Here is a 15,391-nt window from a genome sequence, read left to right as displayed (position 1 = left end):
TGCGGCGGCTCCGGTGCCCGGCCGTGCCGGACCCCGGAGCCGGCGGCTCACACCGACATCGGTTCCAGCTCGCGCTGGAACCTCTCCTCGGTCCTCGCTATCCGCGTCAGCGGGTGATCGTCACCGAGCTGGCGGGCCAGCTCGTCCCCCGTCTCCATCCGCAGCCTCAGCGCCTCGTCACCGCGTCCCATCGCGTCCAGCGTGACCGCGATGTTCGACGTCATGGCCAGGGTCTCCGGGTGGTGCGCCCCGAGGACCTCCCTGAGCTGCCCGGCCACCTTGCGCTCCGTCTCCAGCACGATGTCGAGCTCGCCCCGGTCGGCCGTCGCGTTGGCCAGGTTCATGACGCAGAGCAGGGTGTTCGGGTGATCGCGCCCGAACACCTCGCGCATCGAGGCGACCACCCGCGTCAGGAGCTTCTCCGCCTCCTGGGACGCGCCCGCCCCGGAGAGGTAGACGCCGAGGTTGTTCTGCGCGGCCAGGGTGTACGGGTGCTGCTCGCCCGGCACCTTCATGTACTGGTCGACCACCTCCTGCGCGGCGTCCCTGGCCGCCTCGGCGTCCGCCGCGGCGAACAGGTCGGCCGCCATGTTGAGGTCGCAGGCCAGCGACTCCGGGTTGGCCGAGGTGTACTTGGCCCGGTACCTGGCCCGGGTGGCCACGGTCAGCCTGCGCGCGTCCTCCAGCTGCCCCGCCCTGCGCAGCGAGACCGCCAGGCTCTTGGCGGCGCTGAGCGTGGTGGGGTAGGTGCGGCCGAGGGTCGCCTTGAGGCTGTCGTAGGTACGGCTGAGCAGCGCGACGGAGTCCTCGTACCGTCCGACCTCGCGCAGGTCGCGCGCCAGGTTCAGGGCGGAGGACAGACTGTGCGGGTGCTCCTGCCCCAGCACCTCGGACCGCAGGTCGTAGCAGTCCTGGTCGATCTCCCGGGCCTTGGCGTACTGCCCGATGCTGCGCAGGTTCAGCGCCAGGTTGTTGGCCGCCGCCAGGGTCCGGGCGTGCCGCTCGTGGAAGATCTGGTTGAAGCCGTCATGGGCTTCGGTCGCCAGCTCGATCGCCCTCCCGTACTCCCCGAGCAGCCCCAGGTCGATGGCGAGGCCGCTGGTGGTCATGTACGTGTGCGGGTGCTCCGGGCCCAGCACCTCCCGCTGCAGCCGCAGGGTGAACTCGTCGAGCTCCTTCGCCTCGACGTACCGCCCGCGGGTGCGCAGGATGTTGGACAGGTGGAAGCAGAGGTACAGGTACTGGATGTCCCGCTCCCCCAGCATCTCCAGCCACGTCGCGCGGAGGTCCTCCCCGAGCGTGCCCGCGGTCCTCACGTCCCCGCGCTTCCAGAGGTAGCGCACGCGGTCGATGAGCAGCCTGCGGGTCTCGTGGTCCCGGCAGTTGCGCGCGTCGGACGGGCCGAGGTGCGGCCAGATCGTGGCGAAGCGCGGCCAGTTCTCCGGGTTGTCGATCGGCTCGGTGTCATCGGGCCGGGCACCCGCCAGGATGAGGTGGACGACGTGCCGGGCCTCCGCCTGCTCCTCCTCGCTGAGCTGGGCCCTGATCACCGCCTGCACCAGCCGGTGCACCTGGATGGAGTTCGACACCTGGTCGACCTTGGCGAGGGCGAAACGGCCGATCTCCCTGATGACCCGTCCGAGCACCAGCTTCTCCTGCAGCGAGGAGTCGTAGGGCTTCAGCGCTTCGATCATCTCCTTGCTGTAGAGGAGATTCGCGGAGATGGGTTCGGGGGCGAAGAAGGCGCAGAGCTGGAGCAGGCGTACCGCTGCCGGTGAGCGCTCCTTGAGCCGCTCGATGGAGATGTTCCAGGTCGCGGCCACGGGCTGCGGATAGCCGGCCGGCTGGTTCAGCGCGAGGACCTGCGGGGCCTGCTGGGCGAGCTGTTCGAGATAGGTGTCGATGGGCGTCGCGGTCTCCGCGATCCAGGCCGCCGCCTGTTCGACGGCGAGCGGCAGGTCACCGACGGCCGTGGCCACCTGGGCGGCGTCCTCGACGCTGAGCCCGGGGGCGCGGCGCTGCAGATGCTCGATCGACTCCTCACGCAGGAAGACGTCGACCGGCAGCGCGTCACCGTGCTGGGACCACGCCTGGTTCCGGGAGGTGACCAGGATGTGGCCGGAGCCGCCCTGCGGGAAGTAGCGCCTGAGGCGTTCGGGGTCGTCGGCGTTGTCGAAGACGAGCAGCCACCGGTCCGACGGCACACCGCGCCTCAGCAGGTCGACCGCCTCCTGGGAGGCCGCCGCCATGTCGTCGCCGCCCTGGGCACCGAGCCGTACGGCCAGCTCGGCGAGCCCGGCGATCACGTCGTCCGTCTGCTCGGAGGATATCCACCACACCAGGTCGTAGTCGGCCATGAAGCGGTGCACGTACTCCAGCGCCACCTGGGTCTTTCCGACGCCGCCGAGGCCGTACAGGGTCTGCGGCTGCGGCAGCACGACGGCCATGCCGCCGCCGAGCTGGTCGCGCATCCGCTCCAGGACCAGGGAGCGGCCGGTGAAACCGGGGTTCCGCGGGGGCGCGTTCCAGATCCTGGGCACGGTGCCGGGGAAGCGGGGACCGGGCGACACGCCGTCGCCGAGCTGCACCGGCCGGTCCAGGGCACGCATGAGTGCCGTCGTCGCCTGGACCTCGTCCAGCCGGAACAGGTCGACCGGGTTGCGGTCGATGTACGGGGCGGAGAGGCGGACGTCGCTGATCCTCAGGGGGAGCAGCTGGCGCCGTCCGCCGCCCGGGTCCTCGGCGACCGCCCGCTCCCACAGGTCCACGGCCCGCTGCGACTTGAGGTAGGCGCTGGAGAGCAGCACGACGGTGCGGGCCGCGTTCTCGGCCGCCGTCTGGGCGGGGTCCGCCGGCCCCGTGTCGGCGGAGACGTCCCGCGGCACCACCCGGAACCCGGCCCGGGTCAGGACCGATTCGATCCAGTCCGCCCACATCCGGTTCTCCGCCACGTAGCTGAGGAAGAGATCGGCGGGCAGCGCGGGCCTGCGCCGGGTGAAGGCGTCGCGGATCCGCAGCCGCACCTCTTCGCCCACCGGGGGCATCGAGGTGATCTCCTGCTGGGTGATGACCGCGGTGAGACGTTCGAACGCGGACAGCAGGGAGTTGCTGAGCCCGGCCTCGTCCCCGAAGGTGGCGAGGGTCTCCTCGTAGGCGTAGTAGGGGCGGTAGGGAATCTCCACCGCCCCCCAGTAGGCGGTGAGTTCGTCCCCGGAGAGGTCGCGGGGCAGCCGGTCGAACTTCAGCCGGGCCAGGGCGCGGCCTGCGTCGGCCTTCTCCTTCTCCCCTTCGTCGATCCGCATCGGGACGGGGAAGATGGAGATGGGCCGCCCGGTGTAGCGCTCGGCGATCTGCCGGGCGACGGAGGCCGCTCCGTCGATGGACTGGTCGCTGAGGGTGAAGCAGTCGACGAGCATGTCCGGGAGGTGGACGGTGCAGATGTCGGCGATGTCGCTGAGGCCGGTACGGCTGTCGATGAGGACGTAGTCGTAGTTGGCCTTCATGTCGTCCCGCAGGGCGTCGAAGAAGTGGCCGCCGCCGAGCCGGTCGTAGAAGTTGTCCCAGTCGAAGGTGGAGACGGTCGCGGAGTACTCGCGGTTCTGCCGCCCCGCGGAGACGAAGTCGAGGGTGCCGCCCCTCGGGAACTCCCAGCCCAGCGCCTCGGGGTTGAGCGAGACCGCATGGGGCTGGATGCGGGCGTAGTCGCGGTGCCAGTCGTCGGCGCGCTGCGCGGGGTTGGTCGCGGCCCAGGCGAATTCGGTGATCAGGTCGATCACCCCGGTGGTGGCCCCGAGTGTCGACGGGTCGAGGAAGGGGTGGAAGAACCGGTGCAGCCCCGGTGCCTCCAGGTCCCAGTCGACGGCCAGCACCCGCTTGCCGTTGGCGGCCAGGATCCAGGCGGTGTTGGCCAGGGCCATGGTGCGCCCCGTGCCGCCCTTGTACGAGTAGAAAGTGACGATGCGCCCGTCACGACCGGCTGTCATACGTCCTCCGCATCCGTCGCAGGGTCGTGCATGTCGGGTATGAACTGGGTGTTGCCCATGGGCCCCATGAGCCGCGTCCGTTCGCTGTGCCGTCCGCCGGCCGGTGGATAGACCGTGGCGTGCCTCAGATACTGCTGGGCGGCCACCTCGACCACCTGGGGAAGGATCTGGCCGAACGCCTCCATGCTGGGTACCCCCTTGGCCGCGACACGGCAGAAGGCCCGCCCCTGCCGCATCTTGACCGGCATCGTCTGTTCGAGTTTCTCGGTCAGTTCGGCCTCGGCGGCCCTGCTCTGGTGGTCGTCCCGGCACCAGGGGACGACCATGGTCACCCAGGGCCGGTTCTCGGCGTCGAAGGCGGCCAGCCGCCGTCTCAGGTCCTCGTCCTGGAGCGCCCAGCGGTCGACCAGCAGGATCTCCGGAGTGCTCGGCGACTGCTTGCCCTCACGCTGCCCGCTGTCCTCGTCGAACGGGGTCACGACGGCCTGGTAGTTGAGGGAGCGCACCAGCTCCTCCGCCACGTAGGCCAGGGGCCGGGCGGCAGCCGGGTGGTAGGGGTTCCATTCCTGCGGGTTGTCGCCGTAGTACTCGGGGTTGCGGCCTTCCGGCAGGTCGTGCCGGGTGGGTGCGGCGATGGTGATCCGCATGGGCCTCGGGGCGCCCGCTCCGCTGCCCGGTGCGCCGAAGGCGCTGGGGACGAGGCGGAAGTCGAGTGGCCGGCCCGAGCCGATCTCCACGGTGTCGGCGACGTGGACGATCCGCTTCGCCAGGTGGTAGACGGCCTGTTCGTAGTCCTGGGCGAACAGGGTGAGCTTGATCAGCCCGTAGAGCCCGTCGCTGACGTAGCGGTCGCCGAAGTCCCGGTGGTTGAACTGCAACCGTTCGGCCGGGCCCGGCAGTTGGCTGGCGGGCACCGGGACCCAGAGGGCGGGCACGATCGCCTCGGCCGGCTGGTTCGACCGGGCCCGGTGATGGATGGCGCGCTGTTCGAAGGCGTACCACTCCTTGCCGCACATCTCGCTGGCGAAATAGCGCGGCGAGAACAGCGGTACGAAGACCCGGCAGTTGGCCAGGACATTCCCCAGCCTCTCGGACCAGCCCTCACCCGAACGTATCTCTCGGTCCATGAAACCCGCCGACGCCCCCGCCGGGAGGTTGGTCATGGCCATCACATGTCCGCAGAGATCTTGGAATAGCCGTTCGACCCACATATCCGGGTCCGAACCACCGCCGTACCCCGGTGTGTGCGCGTAACTCAGAAAGAAGTACGGCCGATGGTCCGCCGCTCGCTGATGCGTCATGCGTGCACACGACCCCCGTCCTGTGTGAGCACCCGCATCCCAGGTCTGTGGCGCGAGGGTGCGAGCGAATTCATCATTCCGGAGCGGACCGTGCTCCACCCCCATGGCGTTCGGTCAATCAACGCCGCTTTCCAGTCATCCCTACCCAGGATTCATCGAACAGGTTCTTGATCCATGACATTCGTGAGGATGTTCATCCCACTTGTCCCTTGTACACCTCTCGCTTCCTCCCGGAGCGACTTCAGGAGCCGCATTCCTCCGGCCGTCGGTTCGGCCGCCCCTTCCATCATGTCGAGTGCCTCGGGGACACCGTCCAGGAATCGGGGCGCGAGGAAGGAAAGTCCCACGCGTTCATATGTATCGGCAAGTAGCCCGGAAAAGGGGACCTCCGCATTCCGGTCCCAGGGGGGCCGGTACTCCCAGGCCCCGTCCAGGGCGTAGAGATCGGTGAGATCCAGGAGAGCCCGCAGCCTGGCCCGCCGCAGACCCCGCAGGAGCTGGAGCGCGAGCCCTTCCGCGTCCGCCGTCGGCGCGAGCCCCACGGCGCCGTGGCCGTGCGGCCGTTCCGCGTTCCGGCCGGCGACGAGCGGGGTCAGCGTCGTCAGGTCCCTCGCAGCCTGCGCCGCCTGCCCGGGCGCGGCCGACTCCAGGAGCCGCCACGCTCCCCCGACGGCTTCGGTCCAGGCCTTCGCCTCCGTCCCGCCGAGACGGGGCGCCGCCGGAGCCCCGAAGCAGTCGCGGTAGGGATCCAGATCGTCGAGGGCGTAGCGGGGCACGCCCTCCTCGGCGACGTACCGCACGGGGAGCCAGTCAGGACCGTCCGCCCCCCTCGGGACGGTCCGGCGGCCGCCCCCGCCCTCCCGCTCCACCGAGAAACCGTCCTCGGCGGTCCGCACCGAGACCCGGCCGGCCTCACCGGGCCCGGCGACCCGCAGCTCGCCGAGCGTGGGGAGGAAGAGCCTGCCGTCCCGGTAGTCCACGGACACCGGGAGGTCGAGACCGGACCGCACGGCGGCGGCCGCCACGTACGAGGAGAGCCGCAGCGCCTGGCCGGCCGCTCCGGGCCGTCCGGCGTGCAGCCCTTCCAGGGCGTCCAGCAGCCAGGTACGCGTGTACGGGTGGGCGAGGACGTGGTCGAGTCCGTCGGCGACGTCACCGGAGGCCTCCAGTACGCCCGCGAGCCCCCACGCCTCGTCCCAGCGGTCGCCGCCGCGGCCGTCCAGCGCGTCGTGAAGGCCGGCGAGGAGCGTGCGGGTGAGATCGTGCTGCTCGGAGCCCAGGTCGAGCGCGCCGGTCAGCACCGGGGACACCGTGAGCGCGGCCGTGCGCGCCCCGATCCCCCGCACCAGGGCAGCCAGGTCGTGGCAGTAGACGGACGGGTTGTCGAAGCCGTTGGACGAACGGTAGCGGTGCGTGTAGAGGCCGCCCCCGCACGACCGTACGACGGGGCATGAGCGGCAGGCCTCGCTGACGCCGGCCAGTCCGAGCTGCCGTGTCCTGACTCCCGGGTGGGCAGCCACCTCGTCGAACGCGTGGTGGAAGACGTCGAACCCGGTGGCCGCCGCGCCCTCGTAGGCGCTCTTGAGGGAGTCCACCTGCTCGATCTGGCCGTCCGTCTCGATGACGACGAGGTCCGTGGGGGCGAGTCCGAGGGACTCGGTGAGGCTGGGGCCGCCGCTCAGGGTGGAGTGGACCGACTCGAAGAGCCGCACCGGCATCGGCCGTCCGCGTTCCGTCCAGCGGTCGAAGACGGCCAGGAGCCAGTCGGCGTACGCGGTCGGCGAGCCGTCGGGCCGCAGTGGGGGCTCGTCCCAGGTGGCGTGCGGCAGGAGGAAGTCCACACGCGGGGGTTCGAGCTCGGCGAGGGCGTCGAGCACCGCGACCGGGTCGTTCCGGATGTCGATGGTGCACAACAGCCCGAGGTCCAGGTGCCGGTAGCGGTCCTGGCGCAGGAGCTCGACGGCCCGGAGGACCAGGGGATGGCTGCTGCGGCCGTTGGCGAAGACACGGTGCCGGTCGTTCGCGGCGCGGTCGCCGTCGAGGGAGATGCCGACCTTGACGCCGAACTCGTCGAAGAGGTCGAGATACCGGGGGCTGAGCTGGACACCGTTCGTATGGATCCTGAGGTCCAGCTCAGCGATTCCGTCCAACGCCGCCGTGAGCTCCTCGCAGACTCGGCGCAGTCGCGCAGGGCCGGCCAGGAGCGGCTCGCCTCCATGCAGGATCACTGACATCGAATCGAGTGCATGCTCCGAGGCATGCTCGGCCAATCGTCGAGCTGTCCATGAAATCGCTTCGTCAGAGATGGACTTAGGGCGGGTGCGCCAGCTCTGATCTGCATGTTCATAGATATAGCAATGGTCACACGCGAGATCGCACCTGCTGTGCACCTTGAGCACAATCTCGCGAAAGGGGACCAGGGGTCCTGTCATTCCCCCAGTCTAGCCACCTCGGTCTTCGACTCAGAGTGACGAACTGAAGGTCGAAGTCCCCGCGGGCCGAACCGTGGAGGTACCGATTACCCGCCCGATCTTCCTGGAGGCGTCGGCGCCACGGGCGTCGATCTTGGCGAGTGGCACGCGACTCTTCTTCGCAATGGCGAAGGAGGGAGAGGTTTCGTAGGTCTTCACGGCCGTCCTTGATGATTGTTTCTGGACACTGGATCACAGCCGGCGCCTGCGTATTCACAGTGTCCGGCGGCATGACTTTACTCTCCCGGCAGGCCCCGGCAAACGCCACTGCGGGACGACATCGCGCGTTTACGCCGAATTGCTCAGCCCGAAACCCCGGGGCGGATTGGACCGATCGGGTGAGAATCGCGTACGCACTCCATGAGCCGGCCGCTGGAACCACCATCCGTCGAGCCGTCACCCCGCCCCGTGAAGTGCCTGATCGCCCCCGCACACCCCTGGTCGCCGCACAACCCGTGCGGCACCCGGAACGGCACCCGGGGAGCACGCTCCGGCCCTGACGGCACTGCGCACCACAGGGCTCCCGGACGGGTGACTTTCACTCATTCGGCGCTCATTTCACGTCAGTTCGCACCGGAACGCCCCGTGGTGCGCGGCGGCCGGCGCCGTCAGTCGAACCGGGTGGCCACCCTCGCCCCCTTCATGCAGTCGCCGATCCGCTCGTGGGTGTCGCCCACGACGTCGGTCACCCGGACCCGCACGTAGAGCGCGTCGACACGTTCGACGAACTCCCTCGAGAAGGCACCCACCAGGACCGTCTCGTAGGTACCGGTCCCCACCAGCGGGAAGCCTCGCCCGAACTCGATGAGCCGGAAGTCCTCGGCGGCCGCCAGACCCGCCCCGACCAGTTCGGCGACGGTCGAGGAGAGGTCGTTCCAGCGAGGCCGGGAGGGGGCTTCGCCACCCGCCAGGACCACCGCGTAGGCGCAGGACTCGACGGCCGCGATGTGCTGACCGCCGTTCAGCATCCCCACCCTCCATGCCTCGGCGTCCCCGCTCAGCGGGTCCTTCACCCACCTTCCCCGCCACCCCAGGTAAGGCCGCACGGTGCGGGCGTACTGGGCACGCGCCAGGACCCCTCCGGCCGCGACGGCCAGCAGGCTGCCGAGCACGTCCGTGTCGAGCAGCTGCAGCCGCCAGGGCCAGTCGTCCTGTGCCCCGGGACCGATGTTGGCGCGGACCGACTCCCAGACCAGGACGAGGACCAGCAGGACGAGGAGCACCAGTGGAGCCGTGAACAGCAACGGGCTGCGCCGGATCCTGCGTTGGTCGGAGGGCAGCGGCCCAGCGCCTCCCGGACGTGCGTCGACCACGCGTGCTCCCCCCGGGCGTCAGAGGAATGCGCCCCTCGGACGACGTCAACTCCCCTTTTACATAACGATGTTGATTGATCCTTGCACAGGAGCAGACCTCGCACGAGGGCGCCTTTCCCGCCCCGGGACGCGCCACCCGCCCGAGGCGCCATTGCCGTACACCTGGACGCGACCTACTCTCATGGCCCCGGCAGGCCTGCGCGCGCTTCCTCCAGAGCCCCCGGACAGCACCTCGCGGGTCGCGGTCGTCCACGGCAGGCCCGGACGTACTCCCTACCAGACGTGCCACAACCGCAGACGGGGGTGAACATGACGGCGATTCCAGGACCGCTGCAGAGCATGGTCTTCAGGAGCGCTGACCTGCCCGCACTCTTCCATCACACCGACGCCGTCGCCGTGGCGCGCCAGCGCGAGGCGGTCAACACCACCCGCGGCCAGCTCGTCCTGCTCGTCCTGGGCACGGTGCCCGCCGCGCTCCCCTGGCACGCCGAGGTCGGGTCCGGCGTCCAACTCCTCGACGCAGTAGCGGTGTTGGCGTACCTCGGCGTTCTTGTCACGACGTATGCGGCCTCCCGGCGCAAAGCAAAGTCGCATTGGCAACTCAACCGTTCCGCAGCCGAGTTCATCAAGTCGAACTGCTGGCGCTACGCGGTCCACGGCTCCCCGTTCGACTCCTCGGTCCAGCATCCCGAGGCGGTGTTCGCCAGCCGGCTGGAGGAGGGGCTCCAGGAGCTGCGCAAGGTCGGCTGGGACGACCCCAGGGAGGAGCTCGCGGACTCCGGGGGCGGTCTCATCACCCCGTCCATGCGGGAGTTACGGGACAAGGCGTTCACCGTCCGCAAGGAGACCTACGTCCGCGACCGGCTGATCGAGCAGCGGCGCTGGTACCGGAGGCGCAGGGTGGTGTCGCGGCGTGGCGCGCTCGTCTGGTCGAGCACCGTCGCCGCACTGACGCTCCCGGCGCTGGTCCTGGCCTTGTCGCAGACCTTCGGCGGTGCCGGGTCGTTCGCGCTGACGGGGACGTTCTCCGCAGCTGCCGCCGCCTGTCTCGCGTGGAACGAGATGCGTCGTCACCATCCCCTGCTGACCGCGCACTCACTGGTCGAGGACGACCTGGAGAGCATGCAGGCGGCGATGGAGACCACCCTTACCGAGCGCCAGTGGGCGGCCGCCGTCTTCGAGACCGAGCGGATCGTCTCCCCCGAGCACACCGACTGGCTCGTCAGGCACCGGATGTGAGCGTGCGCGGGGTCAGCCGCGCTCCACTCCGTCACGCCAGATGACGGTGACCGGCCGCCCGAGGCTGCGGGCGTACGTCACGATGTCGCCGGTGCCTCCGAGGCCGCGCGCGGGCAGGCCGTCCCAGACCGCGAGCAGTCGGTCGCAGTGGTCCGCGATGTAGGCGCCCGCGGCGTAGTAGGCCTCGTCGGTGGAGTGCGGGAAGTCGAGCCGGACCTCGCGCACCGCCCTGGCCTTGAGCGCCCGGTAGCGTTCGAGCTCCGTGGCGTCGGCGAACCCTGACTCGTAGTCCCCGCTGGGGATGACCGCGGTCAGCTCGGCACCGTGGGCCAGGGCGAGGTCGGCGAAGAGCTGGTCGGCTCCGACCGCCAGGCTGGAGAGCGCCTCCAGGGAGCCCTCGTGTCCACGGAGTGCCGCTCGCAGACCTTCCCGCACATGCGCGTGGAGCTCCTGGGGGATGGAGCGGTGACCGGTCACACCGATGCGTTTCACGGACCTCGAACCCCCTGGTGTCTGCGGGGGCTCCCGGAGGGCGCGCCTCCGGACGGGCACGGCGTCCGCCCCCCGTGGTGCCTCTGCGACGACCGTCCCGACATCCTCTCAAAGGCGTGGGGCCGAAGGGGAGCCCCCGCCGTGGACCGGCGGGGGCTCACAGGAGTGCGACGGTGGCCGGACGGGTCAGAACACGCTGACGCCGTAGGCGCTCAGCGCCTCCGTGACCGGCTGGAAGAACGTCGTCCCGCCCGAGGAGCAGTTGCCGCTGCCGCCCGAGGTGAGGCCGATGGCCCGGGTGCCCGAGTAGAGGGGGCCGCCGGAGTCGCCGGGCTCGGCGCACACGTTGGTGCGGATCATGCCGTAGACGATGTCGCCGCCGCCGTAGTTGACCGTGGCGTTGAGGCCGGTGACCGTGCCGCTGTGGATGCCGGTGGTGGAGCCGCGGCGGGTGACGGACATGCCGACGGTGGCGTTGGCCGCACTGGTGATGTCCTGGCTGCCGACGGTGCCGGACTTGGTGACCGAGGTGTTGGTGTACCGCACGATGCCGTAGTCGTTGGTCGGGAAGCTGGAGCCCGTCGTGGTGCCGAGGACGGTGGTGTGGGCGGAGTCGGACCACCAGGTCCCGGCTCCGTCGGTGCAGTGACCGGCGGTCAGGAAGTAGTAGGTGCTGCCGCTGCGGACGTTGAAGCCGAGGGAGCAGCGCCAGCTCGACGCGTAGATGGCGTCACCTCCCGAGATCAGCTTGCTGAACGTCCCGGGGGTGCGCTCGATGCGCAGGGCGCCCGCGTTGGCTCCCGCGGACTCCTTGATCGTGTTGATCTCCGCCTGCGAGACGGTGCTGTCGACGGTGACGAGGAGGCGTCCGGTCGACGGGTCGACGTTCCAGGCGGTGCCGGCGACGTCGGCGTCGAGTACGGCTTCTCCCGCCGCGCCGAGCTGGGCGGCGCTGTAGGTTCCGGACTGGTCGGCGTTGGCCGCGGGGACGGTGAGAGCGGCGACGGCGACGAAGCCCGCGGCGACCGCGGTGATCCGCATGCGTCTTGCCGTGCTGCCGGTGCGGGGGGTGATGCGCTTGATCCTCACTTTACGTTCCTCCCGAGGGGAATCGGGGGCCCGCCTGTGGGGTGGCCGGACCCGTGAGGCGCGGTCATGGGGCGCTGCCGCTCTCCGGGAACAGGTTCGGATTCCGGATGCGTCGTGCTCCTGACGAGCGCTGATCGGGAGTATTGGGGGCCTCGACGGTGCGCCGCAAGGAGGCGTTTTCAGCCGTTTCCGCGCATGCGGGCACCGGCCCCGACAGCCGTGGGGCTGCTGGGGCCGGTGTGCTCGGCTCTCGTGTCCGGGGTGGGACGGGTCAGCCGTCGATACGGTTCCGCTCCCCGGCCGGCACGGCGACCGTCAGGGTGTTGCCGGGTGGCGGGAAGGGGCAGATGAAGTGGTCGGCGAACGCGCACGGCGGCAGCAGGGTGCGGTTGAAGTCGACCCGGACCCTGCCCTCGTCGTCGGGTGCGGCGGGCCGCAGGAAGCGGAAGCGGTAGCTGCTGTCGCCGCTGGTGGCATCGGCGAAGACGGCCCAGAGCGAACCGTCGGGCTCGACCGCGACCTGGAGCGTGTGCTCGGCCCCGTCCACAGTGAAGGCGATCTCGCCCCCGAGCCCCAGCCCCCGCTCGCGCCCGTCGGCGTTCTCGACGCGCACGGTCCGGTCGGAGCCGTACGGACGGAAGGTGCCCTCCAGCGACCACTTCGGGTCGTACGGAGTGGCGTCGATGGTCCGGAAGGCGTGCCGGGCCGGGGACTGCGGGTCGAAGTCCCGTACCGCCCAGAGGCCTTCCCGGCTCAGCACGACCAGCCGGCGCTCTCCCTGCGCCACCCGTGAGGCGTCGATGGGACCGCGGTCGGCCCCCAGGCGGATCTCGCCGGCCAGCGGCTTCGCGTCGACCGTGAGTCCGTCGTCGGGCGTGGCGGCGAGCACCACCTCGTCGCCCTCCTCGCGCCACAGCCCGGGTACGGCCGGAATTCGACCCTCCGGATGGTCCGCGAGCCAGTGCGTGCCGGTGAGGGAGAGCGGGCCGTGCGGAGCGGCCACGGCGACGATGCGCCCCTCGTGCCAGCGCTGCCAGGCGTGGAACTCCTCGCTGTCCTGCTGTGCGTCCGTGCTCATGCGGTCAACCTTTCCATACCGGCTCCGCCAGGCCGAGGTGCGACCTCAGTGTGGATCCGGTGTATTCGGAGCGGAATGCTCCGCGTTCCTGGAGGAGCGGGACGACCCGGTCGACGAATTCGTCGAGGCCGCCAGGGGTGAGGTGCGGTACGAGGATGAAGCCGTCGGCCGCGTCCGCCACGACGAACTTCTCCATCTCGGCGGCGACCGTCTCCGGGGAGCCGATGAAGGACTGCCGGGCCGTCGACTCGATGACGGTCCTGCGGATGGACAGTCCCCCGGCCTCGGAGAGCGCCCGCCACCGCGCGGCCACGGCCAGGGGGTCGGCGACCCGCACCCTCCCCTGGACCAGGCCCGATCCGGGGTCCGGGTCGATGTCGGGGAGAGGCCCGTCGGGATCGTACGAGGAGAGGTCGCGGCCCCAGACCTGTTCGAGGGCGACGATCGCGTTCTGCGGGGAGACCTGGAGCCGGCGGATCTCCGCGGCGTTCTCCTGGGCCTCCGCGTCCGTGTCGCCGAGGACGACGGTCACCCCGGGCATGATCTTCAGGTCGGCCGGCTGCCTGCCGTACGTCGCGAGGCGCGCCTTCACGTCGGCGTGGAAGGCCCGGCCGGCCTCCAGGGTGCCGTGCCGGGTGAAGACGACGTCGGCGGTGGACGCCGCGAACTCCCTGCCCTCTGCGGAGTCCCCGGCCTGGATGACGACGGGGTGGCCCTGCGGCGAGCGGGGGACGGTGAACTCCCCGGAGATCTCGAAGTGCTGCCCCGTGTGCGCGAACGGCCGCGAGGTGCCGTCCGGTGTCCAGGAGTCCCACAGCTCGCGTGCGGTGGCCACGAACTCGGCGGCACGGGTGTACCGGTCGGCCCGGTCGAGGTAGCCGCCTCGGCGGAAGTTCTCGCCGGTGAAGGCGTCCGAGGAGGTCACCACGTTCCACGCGGCGCGGCCCGCGCTGAGGTGGTCGAGCGTGGCGAGGCGGCGGGCGAGTTCGTAGGGCTCGTTGAAGGTGGCGTTGACCGTGGCGGCCAGCCCGAGGCGTTCGGTGACGGCGGCCAGGGCGTTGAGGACGGTGAGGGACTCGGGCCGGCCCATCACGTCCAGGTCGTGGATCCGGCCGTTGTGCTCACGCAGCCGGAGCCCTTCCGCCAGGAAGAAGAAGTCGAACTTCCCGCGTTCGGCGGTCCTGGCGAGGTGGTCGAAGGAGCTGAAGTCGATCTGGCTCCCGGAACGGGGGTCGGTCCACACGGTGGTGCTGTTGACGCCCGGGAAGTGGGCGGCGAGATGCATCTGCTTCATGAGGTCCCTCCCTCTGTCCTTGCTGCCGCGTAACGGTTGGCGGGTCTGCTCAGGCCCAGGTGCTCGCGGAGGGTGCCGCCCGGGTGGAACGTGCGGAAGAGGCTGCGGTGCTGGAGCAGCGCCACGGTGCCGTTGACGATCCGTTCGAGGTCGCGCTCCGGGGAGACGGGCGTGAGGTGGAAGCCGTCGACGCCTCCCTCCCGGTGCCACCGGGTGATGAGTTCGGCGAGGTCGACCGGGCCGCCGCGGAAGTAGGTCCCCCGCCCGGCGAGCTGCGGACCGCTCTCCAGACCCGGTTCGGGTGTCGTCTCGGCGTCCCCGAGGTCGACGGTGAGGGAGACCAGGACCCGCAGACTGTCGGGGTCCCTGCCGTGTGCGGCCGCGCCGCGGCGCAGTTCGTACGCGAGCGCGGCCGCCTGTCCGGGAGAGGTGGCCCGTACGTGGACGACGTCGGCGTGGCGCGCGGCGGTCTCCCTGGCGGGAGCGCTCGTCCCGTCGACGACGGTGACGGGACGGCCCTGCGGGGGCCGGGGCACGATGGCCGGGCCCCGGACGGAGAAGGTGCTGCCCTCGAAGTCGATGTGGTGGAGCTTCCCGCGGTCGACGAAGCGGCCGGTGGCGGCGTCCCGGATCTCGGCGTCGTCCTCCCAGCTGTCCCAGAGCCGTGCCCCGGCGTCGGCCACCTCGCCCGCCTCCTGCCACAGGGCGGCGGGGGGTGCGGCGGTGCGGCGGCCGAACAGCCGGGCCTCGGCCTCGGTCGTCGACACGTCGGCGTGCCAGCCGGCCCTGCCCTTGCTGACCCAGTCGAGGGTGGCGACGGCGGACGAGACGTGGAAGGGCTCGGTGTGGGTGGTGGTGACGGTCGGCACGAGTCCGATCCGGGTCGTGGCCGGGGCGACGCGGGCCATGACGGCGAGCGCGTCGGGACCGGGGCGGGCGAAGGAGTCGTTCAGGGTGACGAAGTCGAGCGCGCCTCCCTCGGCGAGCCGGGCGAGCGCGACATGGGAGGCGGCGTCGTAGCGCGGCGGGCCGCCGATCTCGGCGGCGAGGTGGAGTGGCCTGATGGCGGACATGCGGGACCTCTCGGGGTCAGTTCTCGGTCTCGGACGGGCGGGGCGAGCCCTCCTCCGC

10 protein-coding genes are annotated in these 15,391 nt (G+C 70.7%); 1 reads left to right on the top strand and 9 read right to left on the bottom strand.

The genetic code is table 11. The features are described 5' to 3' along the window. Positions 1-47: 47 nt before the first annotated feature. The 4 genes from fxsT to ACFC51_RS16435 all read right to left on the bottom strand — a co-directional run bounded on the left by fxsT (position 48) and on the right by ACFC51_RS16435 (position 9,068). A complete protein-coding gene (fxsT, locus tag ACFC51_RS16450) occupies positions 48-3,983 on the bottom strand; it encodes an FxSxx-COOH system tetratricopeptide repeat protein (protein WP_376529297.1) in 3,936 nt (1,311 codons plus the stop codon). Next, positions 3,980-5,284 carry an FxsC protein gene (fsxC, locus tag ACFC51_RS16445; RefSeq protein ID WP_376373388.1) on the bottom strand — a complete coding sequence of 435 codons (1,305 nt, stop codon included), beginning with the start codon at positions 5,282-5,284 and terminating at the stop codon, positions 3,980-3,982. The genes fxsT and fsxC overlap by 4 nt, the downstream gene beginning before the upstream one ends. A gap of 152 nt (positions 5,285-5,436) precedes the next feature. Further along, positions 5,437-7,716, bottom strand: coding sequence for a radical SAM/SPASM protein FxsB, inactivated metallohydrolase extension form (gene fxsB / locus ACFC51_RS16440; RefSeq protein WP_376529295.1), 2,280 nt, complete (start codon positions 7,714-7,716; stop codon positions 5,437-5,439). Positions 7,717-8,363: 647 nt separating this feature from the next. Continuing rightward, positions 8,364-9,068, bottom strand: a complete 705-nt coding sequence (locus ACFC51_RS16435; RefSeq protein ID WP_376529292.1) for a hypothetical protein — start codon at positions 9,066-9,068, stop codon at positions 8,364-8,366. Between the two features lie 309 nt (positions 9,069-9,377). Between ACFC51_RS16435 and ACFC51_RS16430 the strand changes: the two genes are divergently transcribed. After that, positions 9,378-10,307: a DUF4231 domain-containing protein gene (locus tag ACFC51_RS16430; protein ID WP_376529289.1), complete on the top strand. Its 930-nt coding sequence runs from the start codon at positions 9,378-9,380 to the stop codon at positions 10,305-10,307. Between the two features lie 12 nt (positions 10,308-10,319). Here ACFC51_RS16430 and ACFC51_RS16425 read toward each other — a convergent pair whose 3' ends face one another. The 5 genes from ACFC51_RS16425 to ACFC51_RS16405 all read right to left on the bottom strand — a co-directional run bounded on the left by ACFC51_RS16425 (position 10,320) and on the right by ACFC51_RS16405 (position 15,333). After that, positions 10,320-10,799 (bottom strand): hypothetical protein, encoded by a 480-nt coding sequence (locus tag ACFC51_RS16425; protein ID WP_376373398.1) that lies wholly within the window; start codon positions 10,797-10,799, stop codon positions 10,320-10,322. 186 nt (positions 10,800-10,985) lie between these two features. Continuing rightward, positions 10,986-11,888 (bottom strand): S1 family peptidase, encoded by a 903-nt coding sequence (locus tag ACFC51_RS16420; RefSeq protein ID WP_376373401.1) that lies wholly within the window; start codon positions 11,886-11,888, stop codon positions 10,986-10,988. Positions 11,889-12,159: 271 nt separating this feature from the next. Beyond that, on the bottom strand, positions 12,160-12,966 hold the full coding sequence (locus tag ACFC51_RS16415; RefSeq protein ID WP_376373404.1) for a DUF1684 domain-containing protein: 807 nt from the start codon (positions 12,964-12,966) through the stop codon (positions 12,160-12,162). A 4-nt stretch (positions 12,967-12,970) separates the two neighbouring features. After that, positions 12,971-14,260: an NtaA/DmoA family FMN-dependent monooxygenase gene (locus ACFC51_RS16410; protein ID WP_376373406.1), complete on the bottom strand. Its 1,290-nt coding sequence runs from the start codon at positions 14,258-14,260 to the stop codon at positions 12,971-12,973. Continuing rightward, on the bottom strand, positions 14,257-15,333 hold the full coding sequence (locus tag ACFC51_RS16405) for an LLM class flavin-dependent oxidoreductase (protein ID WP_376373408.1): 1,077 nt from the start codon (positions 15,331-15,333) through the stop codon (positions 14,257-14,259). Before ACFC51_RS16405 ends, ACFC51_RS16410 begins: the two co-directional genes overlap by 4 nt. Positions 15,334-15,391: the final 58 nt, after the last annotated feature.

The sequence above is a fragment of the Streptomyces sp. NPDC055962 genome (assembly GCF_042270185.1).
GTDB lineage: Bacteria > Actinomycetota > Actinomycetes > Streptomycetales > Streptomycetaceae > Streptomyces.
This window is presented reverse-complemented; position numbering and strand designations above follow the sequence as displayed.